General features: G+C 48.0%; 25 protein-coding genes. 7 read left to right on the plus strand and 18 right to left on the minus strand.

Annotated features, from left to right (window positions below; genetic code table 11):
* Nucleotides 1-48 precede the first annotated feature (48 nt).
* From B160_RS30465 to B160_RS0106135, 5 genes are all read left to right on the plus strand, one after another.
* Complete coding sequence (locus B160_RS30465) at nt 49-1,797, plus strand: sensor histidine kinase (protein WP_018627009.1); 1,749 nt, start codon at nt 49-51, stop codon at nt 1,795-1,797.
* Nucleotides 1,794-2,537: a LytR/AlgR family response regulator transcription factor gene (locus tag B160_RS0106120; protein WP_018627010.1), complete on the plus strand. Its 744-nt coding sequence runs from the start codon at nt 1,794-1,796 to the stop codon at nt 2,535-2,537. The genes B160_RS30465 and B160_RS0106120 overlap by 4 nt, the downstream gene beginning before the upstream one ends.
* Nucleotides 2,538-2,734: 197 nt before the next feature.
* A complete protein-coding gene (locus tag B160_RS0106125; RefSeq protein ID WP_018627011.1) occupies nt 2,735-2,956 on the plus strand; it encodes a hypothetical protein in 222 nt (73 codons plus the stop codon).
* A 41-nt stretch (nt 2,957-2,997) separates the two neighbouring features.
* Entirely contained in the window at nt 2,998-3,495 is a 498-nt protein-coding gene (locus B160_RS0106130; protein ID WP_018627012.1) for a DinB family protein, read from the plus strand.
* Nucleotides 3,496-3,711: 216 nt separating this feature from the next.
* Nucleotides 3,712-5,088, plus strand: a complete 1,377-nt coding sequence (locus B160_RS0106135) for a tryptophanase (protein WP_018627013.1) — start codon at nt 3,712-3,714, stop codon at nt 5,086-5,088.
* Between the two features lie 21 nt (nt 5,089-5,109).
* Here the strand turns inward: B160_RS0106135 and B160_RS0106140 are convergent, their stop codons facing one another.
* From B160_RS0106140 to B160_RS0106160, 5 genes are all read right to left on the minus strand, one after another.
* Nucleotides 5,110-5,499 (minus strand): HIT family protein, encoded by a 390-nt coding sequence (locus tag B160_RS0106140; protein ID WP_018627014.1) that lies wholly within the window; start codon nt 5,497-5,499, stop codon nt 5,110-5,112.
* 174 nt (nt 5,500-5,673) lie between these two features.
* The gene (greA, locus tag B160_RS0106145) at nt 5,674-6,144 is read right to left on the minus strand and encodes a transcription elongation factor GreA (protein WP_026309580.1); all 471 of its coding nucleotides are present in this window, start codon (nt 6,142-6,144) and stop codon (nt 5,674-5,676) included.
* Nucleotides 6,145-6,241: 97 nt separating this feature from the next.
* Entirely contained in the window at nt 6,242-7,177 is a 936-nt protein-coding gene (locus tag B160_RS0106150) for an NAD(P)-dependent oxidoreductase (protein ID WP_018627016.1), read from the minus strand.
* Between the two features lie 42 nt (nt 7,178-7,219).
* Complete coding sequence (gene rsmA, locus B160_RS0106155) at nt 7,220-7,972, minus strand: 16S rRNA (adenine(1518)-N(6)/adenine(1519)-N(6))-dimethyltransferase RsmA (protein ID WP_018627017.1); 753 nt, start codon at nt 7,970-7,972, stop codon at nt 7,220-7,222.
* Between the two features lie 24 nt (nt 7,973-7,996).
* Nucleotides 7,997-8,224 (minus strand): CDGSH iron-sulfur domain-containing protein, encoded by a 228-nt coding sequence (locus B160_RS0106160; RefSeq protein WP_018627018.1) that lies wholly within the window; start codon nt 8,222-8,224, stop codon nt 7,997-7,999.
* Between the two features lie 204 nt (nt 8,225-8,428).
* Between B160_RS0106160 and B160_RS0106165 the strand changes: the two genes are divergently transcribed.
* Nucleotides 8,429-9,043 (plus strand): HAD family hydrolase, encoded by a 615-nt coding sequence (locus B160_RS0106165; RefSeq protein ID WP_018627019.1) that lies wholly within the window; start codon nt 8,429-8,431, stop codon nt 9,041-9,043.
* A 258-nt stretch (nt 9,044-9,301) separates the two neighbouring features.
* On the opposite strand, the gene atpH is transcribed toward B160_RS0106165, so the two are convergent.
* The 12 genes from atpH to B160_RS0106240 form a co-directional block, all read right to left on the minus strand.
* The gene (gene atpH / locus B160_RS0106175; protein ID WP_018627021.1) at nt 9,302-9,865 is read right to left on the minus strand and encodes an ATP synthase F1 subunit delta; all 564 of its coding nucleotides are present in this window, start codon (nt 9,863-9,865) and stop codon (nt 9,302-9,304) included.
* A gap of 58 nt (nt 9,866-9,923) precedes the next feature.
* Complete coding sequence (gene atpF / locus B160_RS0106180) at nt 9,924-10,418, minus strand: F0F1 ATP synthase subunit B (RefSeq protein WP_018627022.1); 495 nt, start codon at nt 10,416-10,418, stop codon at nt 9,924-9,926.
* 198 nt (nt 10,419-10,616) lie between these two features.
* Complete coding sequence (gene atpE / locus B160_RS0106185; RefSeq protein WP_008586479.1) at nt 10,617-10,868, minus strand: ATP synthase F0 subunit C; 252 nt, start codon at nt 10,866-10,868, stop codon at nt 10,617-10,619.
* A gap of 35 nt (nt 10,869-10,903) precedes the next feature.
* On the minus strand, nt 10,904-11,989 hold the full coding sequence (atpB, locus tag B160_RS0106190; RefSeq protein ID WP_157557931.1) for a F0F1 ATP synthase subunit A: 1,086 nt from the start codon (nt 11,987-11,989) through the stop codon (nt 10,904-10,906).
* A gap of 634 nt (nt 11,990-12,623) precedes the next feature.
* On the minus strand, nt 12,624-13,520 hold the full coding sequence (locus tag B160_RS0106205; protein ID WP_018627026.1) for a COG4315 family predicted lipoprotein: 897 nt from the start codon (nt 13,518-13,520) through the stop codon (nt 12,624-12,626).
* A gap of 50 nt (nt 13,521-13,570) precedes the next feature.
* Nucleotides 13,571-14,479: a DUF5777 family beta-barrel protein gene (locus B160_RS0106210; protein ID WP_018627027.1), complete on the minus strand. Its 909-nt coding sequence runs from the start codon at nt 14,477-14,479 to the stop codon at nt 13,571-13,573.
* Nucleotides 14,480-14,505: 26 nt separating this feature from the next.
* The gene (locus B160_RS0106215; RefSeq protein ID WP_018627028.1) at nt 14,506-15,057 is read right to left on the minus strand and encodes a YceI family protein; all 552 of its coding nucleotides are present in this window, start codon (nt 15,055-15,057) and stop codon (nt 14,506-14,508) included.
* Between the two features lie 9 nt (nt 15,058-15,066).
* A complete protein-coding gene (locus tag B160_RS0106220; RefSeq protein ID WP_018627029.1) occupies nt 15,067-15,489 on the minus strand; it encodes an OB-fold protein in 423 nt (140 codons plus the stop codon).
* A 4-nt stretch (nt 15,490-15,493) separates the two neighbouring features.
* Nucleotides 15,494-15,865, minus strand: coding sequence for a hypothetical protein (locus B160_RS0106225; protein WP_018627030.1), 372 nt, complete (start codon nt 15,863-15,865; stop codon nt 15,494-15,496).
* 51 nt (nt 15,866-15,916) lie between these two features.
* Nucleotides 15,917-17,161: a porin family protein gene (locus B160_RS0106230; protein ID WP_245562154.1), complete on the minus strand. Its 1,245-nt coding sequence runs from the start codon at nt 17,159-17,161 to the stop codon at nt 15,917-15,919.
* Nucleotides 17,162-17,174: 13 nt separating this feature from the next.
* A complete protein-coding gene (locus B160_RS0106235) occupies nt 17,175-17,750 on the minus strand; it encodes an RNA polymerase sigma factor (protein WP_026309582.1) in 576 nt (191 codons plus the stop codon).
* A gap of 129 nt (nt 17,751-17,879) precedes the next feature.
* Nucleotides 17,880-19,664 (minus strand): ABC transporter ATP-binding protein, encoded by a 1,785-nt coding sequence (locus B160_RS0106240; RefSeq protein WP_018627033.1) that lies wholly within the window; start codon nt 19,662-19,664, stop codon nt 17,880-17,882.
* Between the two features lie 88 nt (nt 19,665-19,752).
* Between B160_RS0106240 and B160_RS0106245 the strand changes: the two genes are divergently transcribed.
* Nucleotides 19,753-20,445: an ROK family protein gene (locus tag B160_RS0106245; RefSeq protein WP_018627034.1), complete on the plus strand. Its 693-nt coding sequence runs from the start codon at nt 19,753-19,755 to the stop codon at nt 20,443-20,445.
* 172 nt (nt 20,446-20,617) lie between these two features.
* On the opposite strand, the gene B160_RS0106255 is transcribed toward B160_RS0106245, so the two are convergent.
* Entirely contained in the window at nt 20,618-22,819 is a 2,202-nt protein-coding gene (locus B160_RS0106255) for a hypothetical protein (protein ID WP_018627036.1), read from the minus strand.
* Between the last annotated feature and the right edge of the window lie 72 nt (nt 22,820-22,891).

Genomic DNA, 22,891 nt, shown 5'->3' on the forward strand with positions numbered 1-22,891 from the left:
ACTTTGACCTTTTTGATACGCAATATTTGTGTAACAAAATCAACAGAAATGAAAGCAATCTACACAATACTGCTCCTGCCCTTTATAACATTGTCGCTTTTTGCACAAAAACCCGTTACCGGGAAGGCGTTGCCTGTTTATAAATATGAAATCAACTTTGACGTAAGCAGCAAAACAGGCAGTTCGACTATTGGCACACCGTATTTAAGTCATGCCGATTTTATATTTCGAAGAAGTGTTGCGACACAGAAAGATAGTGTCAGGCATTATGAAGGGATTTTATTGGGTGTTGTAACGCCAAAAGGCGGCGATATAACGTTTGGACCAGGGTATATACAATCGTTATCAAAGAAATACAGGGTGGTAACCATTTCCGATAGCTCGGATATACAGGTGATTGCCTATGGTATTACACCAAAGGATAAAATTTTTTTTAAATATCATGTTATCGAGAACGATAAAAAAGAGCTGACCCCATGGACAACGCCCGAAAATTTTGAGCAGCAGTTTGAGGCCGAGCGCCCCTATGCCGTGTTGTGGAAGGGGAAAGCACTTTCGGAACAGATCTATGTTGAGGCCTATGATTCCAGGGATTTTGACAAAAGAGAGGGGGTGCTGCTAAACTGGAACTTAACCACAAAAGAGCTTCCCCGTGTTGCAATGTGGGCTTTTAGAAGATACGTGGAGAAAGGCGTGCAGATGCAGAGCGTATATAATTTTAGAAAAGATTCACTCAACAGCCCGTTTTTTTCAAAATTTAATACGGAATACAACTACCCGGAGGAGCTCCATTTCCGGCAAAATGATTTTGGAGAGATTGGAATTTACCTCGACCTTTTACCGGGAACATTTTATTCTGCCACTATAAAAGAGGTCGTCAATGACAGCATCAGCGAGTACCGCTATGCCACCTACAGGAGTGCCAACCCGCATCTATCAATACAGGAAGATGTGTTTGCTGCTCCGGGCAATTATGAAATTGAGATCTATAATGTTCATGGGGAAGAAGATGAAAGCGGAACAAAAAAGCAACGGATCCGGATCCCGGTAAAGGTATTTCCTCCACCTCCGAAGGAAACAACGTTTACACTAAAGCAGATTGTTCCCTATGCAGCAGCAGCTATCCTGGTAGCTGCTTTTGTGTTTTACCTGTATTACAGGAAAAACAAAAGAAAAATTGCTGGGATAGAAATGGAAAAACAGATCAGTAAGCTACGCCTGCAATCGGTCCGGAACCAGCTCAATCCACATTTTGTATACAATGCACTGGCCGGTATCCAGAACCTTTTGAACAAAAATGATAACAGACGGGCTAATGATTACCTTACCCGGTTTTCCCGGATATCCCGCCGGGTATTGGAGGATGCGGAAAAAGACCTGGTCACTATTGAAGATGAGGTTAAATTGCTGAACGATTATTTACAGATGGAGCAAATGCGTTTTGGGTTTGAATACTCCATCCTTGTGGATGAAACGATTGATCAGACAAATACCGAGATCCCTGCAATGCTTTTACAGCCTTTTGTAGAAAATGCGGTAAAACATGCCATGCCGGTCGTTGCCAACGGGAGCATCGGGATAGCATTTGAAAGAAGAAGCAAAAACATCCTGGTTAAGATCCGGGATAACGGAAAGGGGTTCAATGCCGCTACTTCCTTAGGTACAGGTTCTGCATTATCCAAAAACCGGATATCTTTATTGAATGAGGTGTACAGCAGTACACCTGTGATCCTGGATGTTCAGTCCGGGGAAAATGGTACCACTATATTACTGACATTAAACGACTGGCTGGCATGAATGCGATCATTGTTGACGACGAGGCACACAATATTGAAAATCTGCGAGGGATACTGAGCCGGTGTTTCCCGGAAATAACGGTATCGGGTATGGCGTCAACCATCGAAGCAGCAGCTGCGCTGATCACTTCTCAAACCCCGGACCTGGTATTTCTCGATATTCAAATGGGAAAGGAAACGGGTTTTGATCTCTTAAAAAGACTTCCCGGAAGAGCGTTTGAAGTGATCTTTGTAACGGCTTATGACCAGTACGGGATACAGGCGATCAAATTTGCCGCATTGGATTATATTATGAAGCCGATCGATGAAGCCGAGCTAAAGGCAGCTGTTGAACGGGCAATGGGAAAATGGAAGCGGAAGCAAAATTACCATCAGCTCGATTTTTTAATGAATCATCTTAAAGGAACGGGGAAGGCTCCCGCCAGGATCGCGCTTCCTTTATTCCAGGAAACGCGCTATGTGGCAGTAAACAGTATCATCCGCTGTGAAGCGCAGAATACCTATGTTTATTTTTACTTAAATAATGGAGAAAAGATACTGGTTTCACGGCCGCTTAAAGAGTATGACGAATTACTGGCTCCGGGCGGTTTTATCCGCTGCCATCAGACGCACCTCGTAAACCCTGCATTTATAAAAAGCCTGCTGAAGGAAGATGGCGGCTGTTTGCTGCTAACCAATGGAGAAAAGATACCGATATCCAGGGCGAAAAAGGATACTGTAAAACGGGCGCTGGGAGGATAAAGCCAAAATTGCCCTTCGGGTCAGCACTATCAGTCTCCTCGGTCTCCCCGTCACCCGAAAGCAACAAAGCAGCAATCTGCAATTGCCGGTATGGCACAATTTTTTTTATCACACGCAATCAAAAAACTCCTGACATACAGCTGTCACCAGCCCTGTTTTACTTTGTGTCAAAGGCCGGAAAGCCCTTTATTACGAAGATGCGAACATCCGTAGAAGTTTTTAAGACCAATGTAGTGAACAGGCCCGTAGCGGCAAAACTGGTAATGTGCCTGGAAGCGCTTTTGCTGCATGCAAAAGTGAATTTTGACCTGGAGGATTGTGATCATATACTGCGCGTGGAAGCCCCGCGAATGATCGATGTGGCATTGGTCAGGGACTGCATATTGCGCCACGGCTATGAGGCAGAACCGTTGCGATAGCCACCCTGGCATTCATTTTTTAACTTAACAAATATAAAATCATGACAAGACTGGAAATTTTGAAAAAAGATTTTGAAAACGAAGTAGCAACCACACGGAAATTTCTGAGCATTGTTCCCGAAGATAAATGGGATTGGAAGCCGCATCCGAAAAGTATGAGCCTGATGCAGCTTACCACGCATATTGCCGAGCTGCCCGGCTGGCCTGCCATGGCCTTTGATACATCGGAACTGGATTTTGCCGCGTTCCCTTATCAACCCACGATAGTAAAAGACCGTAAGGAGCTGCTGGATATTTTTGAGAGGGAAGTTGAAAAAACAGGGAAATACCTGAGTGATCCCGGGAATGAAAAAAAACTGGACGATACCTGGACGCTCCGGGAAGGGGATAAGATCTATGGTGTAAACCCCAAGCTGGATGTAGTACGGATGAGCATTAACCAGACCGTGCACCACCGCGCGCAACTGGGCGTGTTCCTGCGCCTGCTGGATATTCCCATTCCCGGTAGCTATGGTCCCAGTGCCGACGAATCGTTTTAAGCAGATAGACGGGATCAGACCTGTTAGGTTTTTAAAACCTAACAGGTCTTTTTTTGCCGGGATTTTCCTAATATTGTATATGCTTCCGCTTTGGCAAAAAGTTATTAAAAGTCCCACTTAATCTTCCGCATCCCTGCGGAAGCGCTACCTGTCTTTTGGGTGAGCTTTCCTGCATAATAACCGTTATCTTTTATTGGCAAATCCAAAAAACAGTGTATGGCGACCACCATTATTGAACCCTTTCGTATAAAATCGGTAGAACCCCTGCGGTTCACCACCGGAGAACAACGCCTCCGTATCTTAGCGCAGGCCTTTTATAATCCTTTTTTAATACGTGCAGACGATGTGCTGATCGATCTGCTTACCGACAGCGGCACATCGGCCATGAGCAGCCGGCAATGGGCGGCGATGATGGAGGGAGACGAGTCCTATGCCGGCAGCAGGAGTTTTTATCGCTTTGAAGCAGCAGTAAAGAAGATCACCGGCATGAAAAACATCATTCCCACACACCAGGGCAGGGCGTCGGAAAAAATATTGTTTACCATCACGGGCGGAAAAGGAAAATGTTTTTTAAGCAATACCTTGTTTGATACCACCCGCGCCAATATTGAATTTTCCGGTGCAGAGGGAATCGACCTGCTGACGGAAGAAGGGCGGCAGCCGGCTACCGTTGCGCCTTTCAAGGGCAATATCGACCTGGCTGCCATGGAAGCAACAATCCGGGAAAGAGGCGCGGGGCAGATTGCGATGTGCATCATCACCATCACGAATAATTCCGGGGGCGGTCAGCCGGTGAGTATGGAAAATATCCGGGCCGCAGGCAGGATCTGCAAAAAATACGGGATCCTGTTTTTTATTGATGCCTGCCGGTTTGCGGAAAACTGTTACTTTATAAAGCAACGTGAAGAAGGGTATGCTTCGAAATCAATACAGGAAATAGCGGGGGAGCTTTTTTCCTATGTCGATGGCTGTACCATGAGTGCTAAAAAAGATGCGTTTGCCAATATCGGCGGATTTCTGGCATTGAATGATGATGAACTGACGCAGGCATGCCGGAACCTGCTGGTGATCACGGAAGGGTTTCCTACGTATGGCGGGCTTGCCGGGCGTGATCTTGAAGCGATAGCCGTGGGACTGGAAGAAATTATAGATGAGCATTATCTGAAATACCGCATCCGCAGCATGGAGTATATCGGCGAAAAATTAGCGGCAGAAGGGATCCCGTTTGTAAAGCCAATGGGTGGTCATGCGGTATATTTAGATGCAAGGGCATTTCTGCCGCAGATTCCGTTGCAACAGTACCCGGGCCTGGCACTGAGCAATGCGTTGTATATAGAGGGCGGCATCCGCAGTGTGGAGATCGGTTCCCTGATGTTTGGAAAATATGCAGCGGACGGTTCATTGATCCCCGCACAAATGGAGCTGGTGCGGCTGGCCATTCCCCGCCGGGTGTACACACAAAGCCATATCGATTATGTAACAGAGATCATCATCGACGTATTTAAAAAAAGAAAGGAGCTCGGAGGGTATGAAATTGTTTATGAAGCGCCCCTGCTGCGGCATTTTACGGCAAAAATGAAGCCGGTTGGCTAAACCCGTGCCGTTGTCAAAACCTTACAGGTTGCTTACGATCAGTTCCTGTACGGCCTTCATCTCTTCGGGAGATAATTGCAGCTTGGGTTGCAGAAAATTTACGTCATTGGCATCATTAAGCGGGATGAGGTGCACGTGGGCATGGGGCACTTCAATGCCAACGACACTTACACCGCAACGATTGCAGTCGAAGCTTTTTTCGATCGCTTTTGCAACGGGCCTTGCAAATACCAGCAATTCCGACAGATAATCGTCCGGCACATCAAACAGGTTGTCTACTTCAATTTTGGGCACAACAAGGGTATGGCCCCTGCGCAGGGGCATGATGTCTAAAAAAGCAATGAATTTGTCGCTCTCTGCAATTTTATAAGAGGGAATATCCCCGGTGATTATTTTTGAAAAGATGGTCATGTCTATGATTTATTGTTTGGGAGCTTTTATAACAGGCTTTTAAGCCATTGGTCAAAGCTACAAAAAAACCGCCCCGGGTTGACCGGAGCGGCTTAAAAAGCTGAGAGCAGTACCGCTGCACAAGAGTGCGACGCAAGAAATGACGGGCGATGCACTGCGGCCGGCTGCAAAAAATCAGATCGAAATCTCTTCTATTTTAAACTGGATCACGCCTGCGGGCGCCTGTACATCGGCCACATCGCCGGGCTCTTTACCCAGGATACCTTTTCCGATGGGAGAGGTGATGGATATTTTTCCGGCTTTCAGATCGGCCTCCTGCTCGCTTACGAGCTGATAGATCACCTGTTTTTTTGTTTTGAGATTGGTGAGCTTCACTTTGGTCAGGATCGAAACTTTGCTGGTATCAATCGTAGATTCGTCTACCACGCGGGCATTGGCCAGCGCGCCTTCCAGCGCTGCAATTTTTGCTTCCAGGATCCCCTGGGCTTCTTTGGCGGCATCGTACTCTGCATTTTCCTTGAGGTCTCCTTTTTCACGAGCTTCTGCAATGGCCCGGCTGGCAGCCGGACGCTCCACACCTTTCATGTGCTGCAACTCTTCCTTCATTTGCTCTAATGTTTCCTTTGTTACATATTGTATACTCATATGTGTTTCCTTTAGAATAAACAGAAAAAAATAACAACGCCTCAGATCAGAACTGAAGCGTTGCACTACCTATATAAACAAATATAATTAAAAAGGATTACAATTCCTTTATCCCCAGCTTTTTTAACAGAACTGTAGCCATTTTCAAAAAGGCCTCATGACTGTAACCGGCAATATGGGGAGTAATGATCACATTTGATTGATTCAGAATCCATTGTAGTGTTTCTCTTTCCTCCGTAGTATAAGTATCCAGCTTTTCATTTTCCAGCACATCCAGACAGGCACCGGAGATCAGCCCCTGCTTTAACCCTTCTGCTAATGTGGGAGGGTGGATGACCTTACCCCTGCTGGCGTTGAGGATGATGGGTTTTTGCTGCATGGTCTTCATCAGCTCCAGCGTCAGCATTCCCTTTGTATCGGTGGTGAGCGGTACATTGAAGCTGATGGCATCGGAGTAACGGCATACCTGTTCCAATGAAGCTTCTTTTACATGGTCATGGGCAAAATCATTTTTGAATTTGTCGTAGGCAAGCACCGTTACATTAAACGGCTGCAGCAACCGGGCAAAGGCCCAGCCGGTATTGCCGTAGCCTATGATGCCCACCGTTTTTCCGGTAAGCTCGGTTCCCCGGTTCTCTTCCCGTTTCCAGATCAGCTGCTGTACTTCGGGAACGGCGATATTCATTTTATTCAGCAGCATCAGCAGCATGCCCAGGCTTTGTTCGGCAACGGCATTGCGGTTGCCCTCTGGGCTGCTGACACAAAGTATGTTTTTGCTTTGGGCATAGGGTACGTCGATCAGTTCCATGCCGCTGCCCAGGCGTCCGATCCATCGGAGAGCAGGGGCCGCATCGATCAGCGGCTTGTCAACGGTAATACGCGTGGTTAGTACCAGACCCGTAATGTCCTGCGCCTGCGCCATCAGCTCCTCGTAGGTGATCTTTGGCTGGTAGGAGACCTCAAATCCTTTTTCTGCAAGGGTTTCCTGTAGTATGGGGTGTGCATTTCCTGTAATGATCACTTTTTCTTTCATCAGTTTTTTTTTAGATATGGTGTAGATAAAAACGGCGGAACATTATTTCATTTTAAAGCTGAGCGCTGCAAAATCACCGACGGATAGCTGTTCGGCGCGCTTGTTAAAGATGTCGTCCTTTAATACGGTTTCGTCGAACAGGGGTTTTACCGCATTCCGGAGCATTTTCCTTCTTTGATTAAAGGCCGTTTTGACAAGCACGGTGAACGCCCGGGGCGATTTCATGGGTTCCACTGCTTCTTTTCTCCGGAGCCGGATCACCCCGCTTTTTACTTTAGGCGGCGGATTGAATGCCTGTTCGCTTACGTCAAACAGGTATTCCACACTGTAAAAGGCCTGGATCAGCACGCTGATGACCCCATAGGTCTTGGACCCCGAAGGGGCCGCTACCCGCAATGCTACTTCCTTTTGGAACATGCCGGTAATGACCGGTACCTGCTCTTTCCAGTCTAATAATTTAAAAAGGATCTGCGTGGAAATATTATACGGAAAATTGCCCACTACATGAAACGGGCCTTCAAAGGGGGCCGCCGCATCCAGGATGCTTTCGTGGATGATCTTATCCTTTAGCGCGGGATAGGCGGTAACAAGATACTGTATCTTTTCTTCATCCAGTTCTATGGCCTTAAAGGCGGTTGCAGGCAGTTCAATAAGATAACGGGTAATGGCCCCGCCGCCGGGCCCTACTTCCAGCAGTTGCTCCGGGCTTTCGGCGGCCACTGCTGCCACGATCTTTTTGCAGATGCCGTCGTCCTTTAAAAAGTGCTGCCCTAATGATTTTTTTAAAGTGTACATGCTGTAAAATTAAGCACTGCCGGCTTAAACGGTTTTTTTTGGCGGCAGGGCAAAGGCAACGGCCTCATGTTCGAAATGGCCTTTGTGGCTGCCATCACAAAACGGCTTGTTGGCCGACTTGCCGCAGCGGCACAGCGATATTACGGCTCTTCCACCCAGGTCATAGGAATTGCCTTCTTTGTCCACGATCTCAAAATCTCCTTCGATCCGCAGCGAACCGTTATTATTCACCGTAATTTTTGTTGTTGCCATAGTTTTTTATTAGCGGCAAAAGTAATGGAAATGGGATAATGTGCCGATTTGAGAATTTGATAATTTGAAAATGAAAGCAGGCATGAATGGTGATTTAGAGTGTTTAAAGGATATAATTCATAATGGATGCGGGAGGCGTTCCCATTCATTATGAATTATTCTTCATTTTCTGCATTCATGCCTGGTGCAGCCTATCTTTGAGCCATGATTAAAAATGTAATTTTTGATTTTGGAGGCGTATTGCTGAACCTGGATTTTAAGCGATCCTTTGCGGCTTTTGAAGCATTGGGTTTTGCTGATTTTGAGGACCGGTTTTCGCAATATGTGGCAGCCCCCATCTTTCAAGACCTGGAAAAGGGGTTGATTGCCGCACCGGCATTTTATGAAGGGCTCCGCAGCCTGCTGCAGCAACCGGTTCCGGATGTACAGCTGGAGCAGGCCTGGAACGCTATGCTGCTGGATTACCGGAAGCCCAGTCTTGATTTTCTGATACCGCTGGCGAACCGCTACAACCTGTTTTTACTGAGCAATACCAACCGGATCCATTATGAGCACTTTTCAAAAACGTTAAAGGAGCAAACAGCCTATCCGTCGCTGGAGTCTTTTTTTAAAAAGGCGTATTACTCGCACGAGATCAACCGTCGCAAACCGGATGCGGATACCTATGCTTTTGTATTGGAGGATGCGGGAATCGAGGCGGGAGAAACGCTGTTTATTGACGACAGCATTACCAACCTGCCCACGGCACAGGGGCTGGGCATACAAACGCATTTGCTGCTGCCGGAGGAGCGGATCGAGTTCCTGGAGCAGTTGCAATAATCAGCAGGCAGGCTGGTTTTACATTCCCGTAAGGAAACGGTTTGAAGTTTAAAGTTCGGGGTTGGGTTCCTTTTAACGCTTGAAATATGCTGCTTCACTTCCCGTTCCTGCAACATAGATCAAGATGTTGGCCGGAGGGAGGACCATATGGAACGGCAGTGGATCTTCATTTTCACGTTTTTTATTGGTCATACTGAATTGTAAAAGAAACGCCCCATTCCAAAAGAACGGGGCGTTATTATTTTTAAAGGGGGTTCTTTACCGCACCTTATAGATAAAGTCATTATTCTTGAATTGCTTAGCGATCGCCTTCAGGTCGTAGCTAACGCTGGCATCTACCATTTTATCGCCCATTTCCAACACAAAACCGCCAATGATATCGGGGTTAACCGTTGCTTCCAGCTCTATGTTCTGCTGGCCGGATACTTTTTTTACCTGGTCAACAATGTTGTTTTTTACAGCATCGCTCACCGGAACGGCTGTGGTCAGCTTTACGGTATGGATGTTGTTCAATACTTTGTATTGCTCAATAAAAGCCGGCAGGATCTCCGGAAGTATGGCTTCCCGGTTTTTTGAGATCAGCAGGTTGGCAAAGCCTTTGGTAAGGGGCCCGATGTGATTGCCGGTGATGGCATCCACAATGCTCTTTTTTTTATCGGCCTTGATAATGGGGCTGCGCAACAGGCTTACGAATTCCCTGCTTTCTTTGCACACCGCCTGCAGCCATTGAATGTCGGCAAATACTGCTGCCACCTGGTTCTTTTCTTTTGCCAGGTCTAACAGGGCTTTTGCATATCTGGAGGCTAAACGAGGATTGGGCATATCTTAAAAGTAGAATAACGAATATAAAATGTGAAATGTAAAGTGATTCCGAAACCGATTAGTTCAGTTTGATGGAATTTACCAGGCTATTGATATATTCTTCTTGTTTGTCCTGGCCGGCCAGTTGCTGCTTCAGCACTTTCTCGCTTACTTCGATCACCATTTTACCCACTTCGTTCTTTACATCAGTAAGTGCGGCCATCTTTTGTGCATTGATGGCTTGCTGTGCATCGGCAATGATCCGGCTGGCTTCTGTTTTTGCCTGCTCTTTGGCTTCGTTCACGATCTTGTCTTTTGTTTCGCGGGCTTCCTTGAGCAGTTGTGCTCTTTCCTCGCGGGCTTTTGCCAGGAGCGCCTCATTTTCGCTTTGCAGCTGGGCCATTTCCGCTTTTACTTTTTCTGCAGAAGCAATGGCGCCGGCTATGTTCTGTTCCCGCTCATTCAACATTTTAATGATGGGCTTCCAGGCAAATTTTTTAAGTACCAGGAATACGATGACAAAGGCCACAAATATCCAGACAAAGTATCCGAGATTGGGAGTTAACAAATCCATAATTGAAATTTAAAATATTTTATACGTTCATGGATCACAGATCATGAACTAAAATTGATGCTATTGATCCTGCAGATGAAGTGATTGCGACGCAACACTGCCGCCCCATGCACTACAGCCGGTATCAAAACAAAAGAGCTTTAAAAATACTGCATCCGCCGCCCTTTGCTTTAGATGCAGTAAAAGTTGGTGAAGCTATTACTTCAGCACAGCCAGCAGGCCTGCGATTACCGCAAACAGGGCAACACCCTCGATCAAGGCTGCAGATAAGATCATAGCGCCACGAATGTCGTTGGCAGCTTCCGGCTGACGAGCGATACCTTCAGTAGCGCCTTTACCAATTTGACCGATACCGATACCGGCACCAATGGCTGCAAGGCCAGCGCCTACGGCACCACCAAAGTGAGACCAGCTTCCGCTTACTTCCAACAAAGTGTTCATTAAACTCATGACTCTGATTTTATAGTTGATTTAAAAAAAACGTATTAATGATGGGCAACAATATCCTCTTCATAATGATGATCGCCAATGGCTTCACCAATAAATATGGCCGTCAGATTTGCAAAAATATAGGCCTGGATAAACGCTACCAGTATTTCAATTAAATAAATGAATACCGCGAATGCTATGGAAACAGGTGTAAAGGCAACCCCGGCAACCTGTGACATTTCGGTGAAAATAAAGATGAGGCTTATGAAGCTCAGGATTACGATATGGCCCGCGGTCATATTTGCAAAGAGACGGACAATTAACGCAAATGGCTTTGTAAAAACGCCCATCAGCTCTACCGGGATCATCAGTATCTTCACCGGAAGCGGAACGCCCGGAAACCAGAAAATATGCTGCCAGTAGTGCCCGTTGGTATTGAAGATGATCACGATAAAAGCAATAACGCCCAAAACCGCAGTAAATGCAATATTGCCGGTAACATTTGCCGCGCCCGGCAGCATTCCGAATATCGCATTGATGAGTATAAAGAAGAATATGGTTAATAAATAAGGAAGGAATTTTTGGTATTTAGGCCCCAGGTTGGGTTTGGCCACATCATCCCGTACAAAAGTGATCACCGGTTCGATGGCATTTTGCAGGCCTTTGGGAGCAGATGTAACACCCTGCCCGGTTTTGTATTTTTTGGCCATAGAAGTGAGCAGCCATACCAGAACGATCAGGGCAATGAAAAGCTGAACAACATTCTTGGTCATGGAAAAGTCGTACACCTTAACCGATTCGTCGGGAGCCCCGGCGGCGTCAACTGCTACAATTTTGCCATGCTCCACTTTGTAGCCATTGTATGCTTCCTGGCCGTGGTGGAAACGGGAGGACATGAACGTACTCAATCCGCGCTGGGGCGAATAAAGGATCACTGGCAGGGGAATGGTGGCGTGAAATTCAGAGCCGTCGCTCTTTTTCAGGGAGAAAAAGTGCCACTCGTGCGCATCGGCAATATGGTGCAGGATGGCTTCACCCGGGTTGAACTTCTCCTCTGTGGCCGCTCCTTCTGCATGCTCTTCATGCTGCGCAAAAACAGATTGTGCCGTAAACACCAAAAACAGGCTTAAAGCCGCTACCATAAAGGATTTGAACCATTTAAAACCCATACTGCTCTGAAATTTGCCGCAAAGATAAGGCTGAAACAGATAAAAAAGGGAATTTACAGGCGGTATTTAAAGTTTTTCAGCGGTAACCGGGCTCTTCGGGGGATTTTTTTGATCCGTTCCTGTTTGATAAAGCCGGTCTGGTCTTTGGGGCGGTTTAGGGCCTTTTTATCGGCGATGAGGGGGGTGATATAGAGGAAAGGGCCCTGATACCGTTTGGACGGGTATCGACGATGTTCTGGTTGGCACCCCTGTTGCCGGGTTGGGCCCTGCGAATAAACTGTCAGGTCTCTTACCATATATAAGACCTGGTATTTATCGGTATTTTCCCGATCCGTACCATACCGAATATTACCCGGAAGCGCTCCATATGGGCGCGGGCAGGATTTTTTCCTAAGCCGGTGTAAATCTGCCTCTTGCTGGGAGGAGAGGGGTTTCCTCGACAGGTCTGGTTCCCGTAAAACAGGCAACGGGACCCTTCTTCGGGATATTTTTTGCCGGTCACCACCGCCATTCACTGACGATCCCGGGGGCTGTTCATGAATAAAGCCGCCCTCAATTTTTTTAGAAGACGGCTTTCATATAAACCTATCGAACCTCCATGTTTGGATCAGGGTGTGGCTGCAGCCCTGCTTTTTACCACTGCCGGCCACTTGGGGTAGGCAACGGATACACCTTTGTTGAGGCCCATCACCATATTATCCTGAACATAATAGTAGAGCGGCCAGCCGTTATAAGCCAGCTGTTTTTTGCCCGAAGGATGGGTAATAACCGTAAATTTTGTTTTTTCTAAATAAGACGGAACGACTATTTTCTCCATTTCGTAAACCGGCCATATGCCTGCGCACCCTCCGGTACAATTGCTGGTGTTCAGTTTATCGTTGGTAAAAGCGTATAAAGTAACGCCCCGCGCATCTGTCAGATAGCGGGTTCTGCTGTTGCCGGTGATCACCTGGAGGGTAGAGTCATATTTTTTACCATCGGCGCCCACCAGTTGTGCGTTGGTCAGCATAATCGTATAATCGGGTTTGGCTACGAACCAGTTGTTGCCGATGCCGTCGCCCTGGATCTGGCCCGCGGCTTCCGGCGTATTGGTACCACCAACACTTGGCGCATAATAATACAGTGGCCGCCCCTTATAAGCCAGTTGCATGGCTCCGCCGCTGCCAATGGTGTCAAAATCGTTGATATCAAGCCCCTTATCGATGGTCTGGGGGGTAATGCCAGCAAAAAAAGTGGGCCACAATGCTTTACAACCGGCAGAAACACAGGTATTTACGGTAGCGGAGTCGTTGGCAAAAAAGTAGAGTGTTCTGCCATCCTTATCCACCAGGTAATCGCCATGCTGAGCGTTGGTGGCCAATTTTACCTGTATTGCCGGGGCAGGGGGCGTATAACTGTCGTCGCTGGAGCAGCCTTCGGCGGCAAGTATCGCGGCAAACAGGATCATACATTGCGGTAAAAATTTTTGCAGTTTCACTACACCTGCGAAAAAATACGGATTCATAATTTTTTGGTTTAAGCGTTAATTAAAAAGAAGAATAGGGATTTATCGGATCAGGAACCGGGCATTGTTTTGCTTTTTCTTTTGCCAACGGTAAAAACTCTTGAAAGGTTAAAGCCAAAGCGGATCTCCCCGCTACCCCAGCTGTCTGTAGTACCGGTGATAAAGGCTTTTTCATTCATTCCCGTGGCATTGGAAAAATGGAGCTGGAATACGTGTCCGCCGGTCTCAATATCAAAACCGAGCGACAGGGGATTTTTATAAAGCTCTTTGTTTAAACCGGAAATAACGTAGTGATAGTCTGCCACGAAGGCAACCCTTTTGGATAGTTTTAACCGGCCGCCGATCCCCAGTGCGTAAGTGTCATTGTCGTCCGTCCGGTCCTGCACCAGGTTTCTGTGCACATAGGTGGGCGACAATTGCAGGCTGAGCGCCTCGGTAAATTTCCGGCCAACGATGACCGTGCTGTAGTAAGCCAGGCGGTGTTTGGTATCGGTAAATTTTGCATCGCTGGGAAATTTTACGGTGGTGAGCGCACTGCCGGCCACCAGTACCACCGAAACCGGGGAAGCGCCTTTGGCCCCGGTGGCCTGATGGATCGGCCGGTATTTGATAAACCCGTCCAGCTCCTTGCCTTCGGTACTGCGGCCAACGCCAATGGTCAGGTCTTTTCCCAGGCCATAATCAAAACCCAGCCGCATGGCGGCCTCGTCCAGCCCAAACAGTTCTCCGATGCCATCGCTGACCCTTCCGAAGCGGTGCAGAATGCGCACATCCAGCACGTTTTTTCCAATGAATTCGATGGAATGGCCGTTGATGACCCGGCTCGATTTAAAGGCGCCGGTCACATATTCTTTTTGTCCCGTTCCTGCCGAATCGATCAGGCCGAGAAGATCGTTTTCCTGCGCCCGGATAACAGGGGCCATTAAAAGGAGAAAGATTGCTGTTGCTAAATATTTCATATGAGTTTGGTTTACGCTTGATGAGTTTATTTTAAGATGGAGTAGTTACAACGCACAACGACGGTGGCGGTTTTGGAGATCTTGTCGGCAACAATACGGGGTATGGCGATTTTATAATCGCTGATGGTTACCACAAACCGGGCTGTTGCCTGCACCGCAGTGCCGGATATTGTAAGACTGCCCGCGGTCTGCATCTCTTTTTTTACGCCATGGATCTCCATAGTCCCTTTTACCGTAACGGGGTAGGTACCTGGCTTTTGAAAGGAAACGCTCTGGATATTGGTGATCTTCCCTTTGAATGAAGCCCTGGGATATTTGCTGCTTTCCATGTAGTTCTCATTAAAATGCTCCTGCATGAGCGCCCGGCGGAATTCGAAGCCTTTTATCAGAACGGCAAATTCGATCTGGCCGGTTGCAGCGTCCAGTACACTGGCAGCGGTTTTATTGGTGGCCACAATATCTTCAAGGGCGGTACCTGCTTCAAACGAAATAGTACCGTTCTTGGTAAAATATTTTTGTGCGAATCCTGTTGCGGTGCACAAAAGGAAGCAACAAAAGACAAAGAAGCTTTTTTTCATAATAATAGTTTATGGAACAATACTGCATTTATTTAATACCACATCCATGAGCTTACCGGTGCACACCCCTTTGATGGTTACTTGCCGGCCGGTTGCCAGGTTTTTTACCGCTGCTGCCTCGGTATCGTAAAAGCTGCAGGTAACGGAAGCCATCGGGTCGCCGCTTTCGAGGAAAACAGTTGCCTGCCCGGTCGGATCGATCTTTATATCTGCTATTTTACCGGTAACCGAAATAATTTTTTCGACATATATTTTGTTTGCTGCTGCCTCGTCGTTGTTAAAAGCGGCTACCAGTTCCCCGGCCTCTGTTTTTATTTCGGCGGCCTCCGTTTTTACATCAGGTGGTTGCCGGGTATATTGATAGTAGGCATAGCCGGCGCCCAACAGGGCGATCACCAGCAGGAGCAGCAGGATCCGTTTTGCTTTTTTCATGCTATTAATTGTTTAAAGCGCCGCCATCGATCCAGCAGCCCAGGATTTTTTTCTCGGCCGCGGTCAGCGCAGGCCCGCCTTTGGGCATCCGGCTGTTGATAACGGCCGCATCTTTTATATTGCTTGCCTTTGCTTTTATCTGGTCGTAGGTTTGTAATGCAAAGGGGGCTATGCCTCCGGGTGTATGACAGTGCTGGCATTTGTCTTGGATGAGCGGGAGCACGTTGGCGGCAAATTTTGCATTGACGCCATCGCAGGAGTTTTCCTCGGGCTTCGGTTTGTCGATGGCATTTTCCTTATCGCCTCCACAATTGGCAAGGGTTAGGGCGATGAATGCAAACAGGATCCCTGTAGAAAAAAAATTCATTTTTTTCATGATGACAGATTTAAGTTGAATAAGAGGATTATATGTTAATTCGTTACTGCATTACAAGTCTTTTTTAATGGAGATCTGCGTGCCTATTCCCCCCAGGCTCAGGTTCCCGTACCCGATCTCGCCCATGGGTATTTTTACATACGGGGCTATCTGTACCGATACGTGATTCCATTTTTGCTCATAACCTACGGACAGATTGGCCACAGCATAGACACTTTTTCCCTTTCCGGATACATCCCTGTTTACCGGAACCGGACCGTCGCCCGGATCATAGTCGTACACATAGCTTTGCTTTACGATCACCGTGGGCGAAACGCCCGTACTTACGAACGCCTTGTTCTTTTTGGAGGCCACCACATCATACCGCACATTTACTGGCACATCGATCATGGTACAGGCCCCTTCTATATTGGACACTCTTGAAGACACCGGCTTTCCGTTGGGCGTAAAATCGGCATTGTTCACATCATAGGTCATGGATTCATACAACACGCCGGATTCGATGGAGAAACGTGACAGGCCGAGTTTCTTTTGCACCAGCACGCCTGCATTCAGTCCCGGCTTTTTCGAAACATCCCCACGAACCATCCCCAGGTTAGAGCCGGCCAGCAAACCAACCTGCCACCCGGATCTCGTATTGCTCCTGCCTGCTGTGGGTTCCGTTTGGGGGAACCGGTAATGATCCGGCAGGCCCGGTCTGGCGGGAGATGCTTCCCCCGGTTTCCGGCGCAATGAAAAATCCATCTTATGACGTCCGCCGATGCTGTCTGCAGGGGTCGCCCTGAGCGCTCCCGCCGGCTTTTTCGAAAAATCAAAGGCAGCCGGCTTCCGGGGAAGGACAACCCGGGTTCCGGCAAGGATGTCCGCAGGGGGCCGCTCCCCGACATTCCACTCCCGGTTGTTCTCTGTGTCGTTCCGGCTGTTGCCGGCATCGGCGGGCTCCTGCCTGGTTTCAGCGGCTGCGGGAGGGCGTGTGCCGGCAACCGGCGGCTGCAGGGTTATGTTCCCGGCCGGGTCGCCGGCAATATTGCCGGTAGGCGGCTTTGTACGGAACAGCAGCAACCCGGCGATCAGCGCCAGTACGCAGGTTGTTGCAAATTGCCAGGAAAACTTCGGCGTAAAAAAGTGGCCCAGTAACGCTGCGAGCCCGGCCCACCGCCCGCGTTTTTCGATGCTGCTGCCGGCGGGAAGCATTTTTGTTTTATAAAACACATCCCACGCGTCTTCCGGAACATCCGGCGGCTGAAAACGGTTGGCTGCGTCGCGAAAGAGCTTGTCCAACTCTTCATCGTTCATATGTGAAAACTTTTTACTCATTTAACTGCTCCAGCATCTCTCTGAGATTTTTACGGGCTTTTAGCAGGTTCGATTTAGATGCGCCCACTGATATACCCAATGTTTTTGCGATTTCTTCATGGCTGAAGCCCTCAATGGCAAACAGGCTGAAGGTGTTTCTGTATGCCGGGCTTAATTTTTGGATCAGCTTTACCAGGTCCGTGTACGCCATGCCATCGACCGGGCTTCTAAAGGAGGCTTCACCCGCCTGGTCGGACAGCGTATCCGTCCGTTCTGCTCTTCTTTTAGCAGATTTGTAGTGGTTGATGCCCGTATGAATCATTATTCTTTTAAGCCAGCTCATAAAAATCTTTGATAAAAGATCCGGATCATCCGGTTCCTGAAAATGAGCGATCCCTCTGAACACCCGAACAAATCCGTCGTTCACCACCTCCAGCGCGTCTTCCCTGGACGCCGTGTACCTGAAGCAAACGGAAAGTGCAAAACCAAAGTACTGCTCATACAACCGCTTCTGCCAGGAGGGAATGCCCAACTTACAGCCACCTACAATACTCGACAGGCTATACTCGGTCTTAGGAGGTACTGACAAACACTATGAATGAGGTTATGAAATGGTTTATATATAAATACATACAGCAATTTTCCAGGGAGGGTTGCCTCGGACGGAAATTTTTTTTTTGCTGGGAGGGAGCATGGGAAAAGACGGGTTTAAAGCGTTTTACACAGAAGCCTGCCGGGTTTCCTGCTGCTCGAACTGCATTTTATGCAGGCGTGCATAGAACCCGTTTTGCAGCATCAGCTCCTCATGCGTGCCCATTTCTACCAGAACGCCTTTGTCCAGCACCATTATTTTATCTGCCTTGCGGATGGTACTCAACCGGTGGGCGATGACAATGGAGGTACGCCCCTTTACGAGTGTATCGGTAGCTTTTTGGATGAGCAGCTCACTTTCCGTGTCGATCGAGGAAGTGGCCTCATCCAGGATCAGGATGGAAGGATCATACAACAGGGCGCGGATAAAAGAAAGCAGCTGCCGCTGCCCCAGGGACAAAGTAGCCCCCCGTTCTTTTACATTATAATCATACCCACCCGGCAGCCGCATGATAAAATCGTGCATATCGATCATTTTTGCGGCGGCAATGACCTGCTCCCGAGAAATGTGCGGATTCCGGAGGGTTATATTATCCAGAACGGAGCCGGAAAACAGGAATACATCCTGTAGTACCACCCCGATATTTTTCCGCAGGTATCCGGGCGATAATGTGTGAATGTCTGTTCCGTCTATGCGGATACTGCCTTTCTGGATCGTATAAAAGCGGTTCAGCAGGTTCGTAATGGTCGTTTTTCCACTGCCGGTATGACCTACAATGGCGACTGTTTGCCCTGGCTGAATATGGAAGCTCAGGTCTTTCAGCACCCATTTGTCGTTTACATAAGCAAAAGAAACGTCATCGAAATCAACAGCGCCCGAAACACGGTGCGCCGGGTCCTTATAGCCCCCGGCGGGCGGTACATCGGTATCCGGGTTATCCAGCACCGAAAAGATACGGTCGCTGGCGATAATGCCCATCTGAACGGTATTGAATTTATCGGCCAGCATCCGTAACGGGCGAAAAAGCAGGTTCAGGCAGAGAATAAAGGAAACGATCACCCCCTGCTGGCCCTGTTTTAACTCCAGGGCCTCCCGGGCCGTGTACCAGATCACCAGCCCTATCGACAATGCCAGCACGATTTCGATCACGGGGAAAAAGACCGAATAAGCAAAGATGGAGCGGATATTGGCATTGCGGTGTTGCCTGTTGATCGCATTGAATTTTTCAAATTCCTTTTTTTCCGCATGAAAGGCCTGCACCACGCTCATGCCGGACAGGTGCTCCTGAACAAAGGCATTGAGCGCTGCCACTGCATTCCTGACCTTGAAAAAAGAGCGGTTGATGCTTTCCTTAAAATAATAGGTGGCAATGATCATGATGGGGAAAGGAATCAGTGCAATGAGCGTGAGCTTCCAGTCGATCCAGAACATATACAGCAATACACAAAGGATCGAAAGCAGGTCGGCAATAATAGGGATCAGCCCATCGGAAAATATCTCGTTAATGGACTCAATATCGTTGATGGTACGGGTGGTGAGGGTTCCGATGGGCGTGCGGTCAAATTGCCGGAGATTCAATCGGAGGATCTTGTTGTAGACCGTATCCCGCATATCTTTTACTACAGCCTGCCCGAGCCAGGCCGTTGTAAAAGAAAAAGAAAAACGCATGGCTGTTTCTATGAGGATGATCACCAGCTGGATCAGCGTTACATATACAACCATCCGGGGTATGGAATGTGTGATGTAATCGTCTACCGTAAGCTGGATCAGCATCGGGCGTACCGGGGTGATCACTGCCAGAAGAATTGCCAGAATAACAGACAGGTAAAATTTTCTCTTGTACGGAGCCGCGTATTGAAAAACCCGCCTGACCTTTGAAATATCAAAAAAAGCTTTTTTTGAATCCGCCATGGGCCTGCAAGATAATTATTCTGGGCGCAATTTTTTTTAAAAAAGAGCCGTAAACTTGTATATCTTTCGTGCTTCAAAAAGAAATCTTATGGCATCCATAACACTGGCTATTGATATCGGCGGCTCCAAGGTAAAAGGGTGTACCCTTAATGAGCAGGGCGCCATTGTGCAGGAATATACCAAACTGCCAACCCCCGTTCCGGCCACGCCGGAAAACCTTGTGCACACGATAAAAGAGCTGGTGAAAGATTTCCGGTATGACCAGGTATCTGCCGGGTTCCCGGGCTATGTAAGAAATAATATTGTGTACACGGCGCCTAACCTCGGCTCCCAGTACTGGCATAAAATTGATCTGGCCAGCCTTCTGACAGCGGGCCTTGGAAAGCCTGCCCGGGTGGTAAACGATGCGGATATGCTGGGGCTGGGCTGTATTGCCGGGAAAGGCTTTGAAATGATGATTACCCTGGGAACCGGTTTTGGCACATCATTTTTCCTGGACGGGAAGCTTCTGCCCCACCTGGAGATCGGTCAGCATCCCTGCTTTAATAACAAGACGTATGACCAGTATATTGGTCAGCGGGCCTATGACGACCTGGGGAAAAAGGAGTGGAACAAACGGCTGCACGCCGTATTGCGGATCTTACAAACGACGTTCAACTATGACCATTTATTCATCGGCGGCGGGCTGGCAAAAAAAATAACGCTGGAGCTGAAAGAGAATATGACCATTGTTTCCAATATCGATGGTATCGATGGCGGGGTACGGTTGTGGAAGCAATAATTTGTTCCAGGTTTAACGTTCCAAGTTCAAATTAAATCCATTTTTGTGTTTTGTGCTGGATGTGTTTTTGAGGTTCAACGTCAAATGTCTGATAGCTGCGGAATATCGGACAGAGGATGTATCACCGGAAATAATGGAATCTTCATTTTCAAATCCACGCATTCTCACATTATTAAATATCTTCTTCGCCCGTTTCTTTTTTGTAGGCTTTGATAAACAGGGCTCCCAGGTTTTTATACGGGGGAATATAGTCCTCCATTCCGGTAATATGCGCAGCCGCCCTGAACTCCTTCCAGAAAGGGATCCAGTCAATGTCTTTTTTGTTACGCAATGTTTCCAGGAAGATCCGGATAAATGGTAAGTTAATATCCCGGTAACCGGTTTGCTTGGACGAAATAATGTGTGCGTCCGACGACCTCCTCAGGATAGAATCGATCAGGTTAAAGCCGCCGCAGGAGCCCATGAACACCACCCGGTTCGTAGGGCTTACATAGCCTACGCTGGTCATGGCATGATAGCTATGCCCCCTGTGGAAGGTAACGGTCGGAGACAGATTGTTTTTTTCAAGATATTCTTCCATGGCTGTTTGTGCCACGTAATCCTGGTCTTCTTCGTTGGGCAGCGGGCGGTTGGCATACACATAAACCGGTACCCCGCTGGTGGTCTTGGCCACTACAAATTTGCTGTTGCTCTGGTCCACCCTCCATTTAGGATCGTTTGTGAAAGTGCGCACGAAAATATCGAAGTCCATTCTCCCGTCCTCATCCCCGTAAAAGAACATCTGGGTGATGACTTCCCCCTTTTCATTGCTCAGCTTTGAAAACGGTACCGAGTAAACCGGTGGAATACCCAGGTCTTTGGTGAGGTTGACGTTATTGGCTGGGTTGGCAGACATGAACAGCTTGTAAAGAATGGTATAGATGGCGATCCCTCTTTGATTGCCGTTGCGCCGGTTCAGATCCAGGTTCTTCTTAATGTTCGTCAGCATTTGCTTTGCCAGGTCCGGGAGGGTTTCATAAAGGCTGGCATAGGAATCGGCCACATCCACCCCGTCTTCCAGCCCTTTGGATTTTTCCAGTCCGCTTGCAAAGGTTACCATCAGGTTGCGCGCATCATTATCATTCTTAAATGTCGAAAAAAAGTTTTTCAGCGTGTTATAGGATGCTGCCTGGCTGATGAATTTGCGGTAATGGTCAAATGTAAGGCTCAGCAGGAGCGAATCCCCGCGGTTGTTCATTTTACTCATCATCAGCGGGTACACGCCGCTCACGTAGCTGCTGGTATAGATCAGCCCATCCGTGAGCACTGCCAGGTAGTACAGCTCCTGTGCATTCAGCGGCTGCAAACACCTGAAACGAACAGCATTAGGCGACTCGTGCAGCCCGTTGATCTCAGAAACAAAGTCTTCTGCGGCTTTCCGTTCCAGGCGTTTGGTCAGTTCTGCAAATCCGATCGCAGTATCTCCGCTCAAGGCTCTTTTTGCATAATCTACCTGGGTGTTTACCAGTAACCGGTAGTATTTATAACGGTCGTCCTTGGCCGCATCCAGCTGGGCCGTAGTTATTTTGCCCTTTACCAGGTTATCAAGAAAAGGGAAGTAGATCTGTCCGCTTTTCTGTTGAGACATGGCTACCACCGTTTTTACAAAATTGTCATTTTGTATGGACCGGATCTTGTAACCCAGTTTATTATTGGCCTGGGCATATGAGTACAGTTGCTCCGGGTATTGCCGGCCCATCGTTTTGATGAGGCTGTCTGCCACAGGGGCATCCGGGTAGTCGGTAAGCGCTACAAAGGCTTTATGGGGATACTGGGTACAATATTTCACCAGCAGGATATCTTTTATTTGTTTGTAGCTGGAATTTTCCTCAAATATGCGGGGAAGGGTGGCGGTGTACACAATATCATAAGGAAAATAGGAGATATAGGACACCAGCGATTCTTTTTTCTGATTGGCGTCGATCAGTTTTTTATAAAGTGCGATGATCTGGTCAAAATGGGTGGGCCGCACCTCCTTCTTTAGCCATCCGCTGCGCATGTGGCTCAAAATGGCTACCAGACCGGAGAGATAACCCGTTTTCATCCGGTTATCGATGCCGGAATTGGTCTCAATTTCATACTGCAGCCAGTCTACCTTTGAAGTGACCGCTTTTGTAGCGATCTGGCTGGCACTTTCATTATTGTCGATGATAAAACGGTCATCGGCCTTGCCATCGCTGCCCAGCAACAGCTTTTGCTGTTTATTTATATTATCGTGTGAAAGCTGCCGGGTGATGGGAACCGTATATTCGGGTATATCGCCATCTCCGGTCTGTGCAAAAACCTGGGTTATGGATGCGATGATCAATCCTAAAACAAAAGCCGATCTTTTCATAAAAAAACATACTAAAAATTCATGAGATGCGCAAAACTACCCCCTTTTTTCGCAGTAAGGCAGTTTGCGGTG

It is taken from the genome of Niabella aurantiaca DSM 17617 (assembly GCF_000374125.1).
GTDB lineage: Bacteria > Bacteroidota > Bacteroidia > Chitinophagales > Chitinophagaceae > Niabella > Niabella aurantiaca.

What these genes read in the sequence shown, in the direction of transcription:
- B160_RS30465 (WP_018627009.1), top strand. Translation starts at nt 49, where the DNA reads ATGAAAGCAATCTACACAATACTGCTCCTGCCCTTTATAACATTGTCG.
- B160_RS0106120 (WP_018627010.1), top strand. Translation starts at nt 1,794, where the DNA reads ATGAATGCGATCATTGTTGACGACGAGGCACACAATATTGAAAATCTG.
- B160_RS0106125 (WP_018627011.1), top strand. Translation starts at nt 2,735, where the DNA reads ATGCGAACATCCGTAGAAGTTTTTAAGACCAATGTAGTGAACAGGCCC.
- B160_RS0106130 (WP_018627012.1), top strand. Translation starts at nt 2,998, where the DNA reads ATGACAAGACTGGAAATTTTGAAAAAAGATTTTGAAAACGAAGTAGCA.
- B160_RS0106135 (WP_018627013.1), top strand. Translation starts at nt 3,712, where the DNA reads ATGGCGACCACCATTATTGAACCCTTTCGTATAAAATCGGTAGAACCC.
- B160_RS0106140 (WP_018627014.1), bottom strand. Translation starts at nt 5,499, where the DNA reads ATGACCATCTTTTCAAAAATAATCACCGGGGATATTCCCTCTTATAAA.
- greA (WP_026309580.1), bottom strand. Translation starts at nt 6,144, where the DNA reads ATGAGTATACAATATGTAACAAAGGAAACATTAGAGCAAATGAAGGAA.
- B160_RS0106150 (WP_018627016.1), bottom strand. Translation starts at nt 7,177, where the DNA reads ATGAAAGAAAAAGTGATCATTACAGGAAATGCACACCCCATACTACAG.
- rsmA (WP_018627017.1), bottom strand. Translation starts at nt 7,972, where the DNA reads ATGTACACTTTAAAAAAATCATTAGGGCAGCACTTTTTAAAGGACGAC.
- B160_RS0106160 (WP_018627018.1), bottom strand. Translation starts at nt 8,224, where the DNA reads ATGGCAACAACAAAAATTACGGTGAATAATAACGGTTCGCTGCGGATC.
- B160_RS0106165 (WP_018627019.1), top strand. Translation starts at nt 8,429, where the DNA reads ATGATTAAAAATGTAATTTTTGATTTTGGAGGCGTATTGCTGAACCTG.
- atpH (WP_018627021.1), bottom strand. Translation starts at nt 9,865, where the DNA reads ATGCCCAATCCTCGTTTAGCCTCCAGATATGCAAAAGCCCTGTTAGAC.
- atpF (WP_018627022.1), bottom strand. Translation starts at nt 10,418, where the DNA reads ATGGATTTGTTAACTCCCAATCTCGGATACTTTGTCTGGATATTTGTG.
- atpE (WP_008586479.1), bottom strand. Translation starts at nt 10,868, where the DNA reads ATGAGTTTAATGAACACTTTGTTGGAAGTAAGCGGAAGCTGGTCTCAC.
- atpB (WP_157557931.1), bottom strand. Translation starts at nt 11,989, where the DNA reads ATGGTAGCGGCTTTAAGCCTGTTTTTGGTGTTTACGGCACAATCTGTT.
- B160_RS0106205 (WP_018627026.1), bottom strand. Translation starts at nt 13,520, where the DNA reads ATGAATCCGTATTTTTTCGCAGGTGTAGTGAAACTGCAAAAATTTTTA.
- B160_RS0106210 (WP_018627027.1), bottom strand. Translation starts at nt 14,479, where the DNA reads ATGAAATATTTAGCAACAGCAATCTTTCTCCTTTTAATGGCCCCTGTT.
- B160_RS0106215 (WP_018627028.1), bottom strand. Translation starts at nt 15,057, where the DNA reads ATGAAAAAAAGCTTCTTTGTCTTTTGTTGCTTCCTTTTGTGCACCGCA.
- B160_RS0106220 (WP_018627029.1), bottom strand. Translation starts at nt 15,489, where the DNA reads ATGAAAAAAGCAAAACGGATCCTGCTGCTCCTGCTGGTGATCGCCCTG.
- B160_RS0106225 (WP_018627030.1), bottom strand. Translation starts at nt 15,865, where the DNA reads ATGAAAAAAATGAATTTTTTTTCTACAGGGATCCTGTTTGCATTCATC.
- B160_RS0106230 (WP_245562154.1), bottom strand. Translation starts at nt 17,161, where the DNA reads ATGAACGATGAAGAGTTGGACAAGCTCTTTCGCGACGCAGCCAACCGT.
- B160_RS0106240 (WP_018627033.1), bottom strand. Translation starts at nt 19,664, where the DNA reads ATGGCGGATTCAAAAAAAGCTTTTTTTGATATTTCAAAGGTCAGGCGG.
- B160_RS0106245 (WP_018627034.1), top strand. Translation starts at nt 19,753, where the DNA reads ATGGCATCCATAACACTGGCTATTGATATCGGCGGCTCCAAGGTAAAA.
- B160_RS0106255 (WP_018627036.1), bottom strand. Translation starts at nt 22,819, where the DNA reads ATGAAAAGATCGGCTTTTGTTTTAGGATTGATCATCGCATCCATAACC.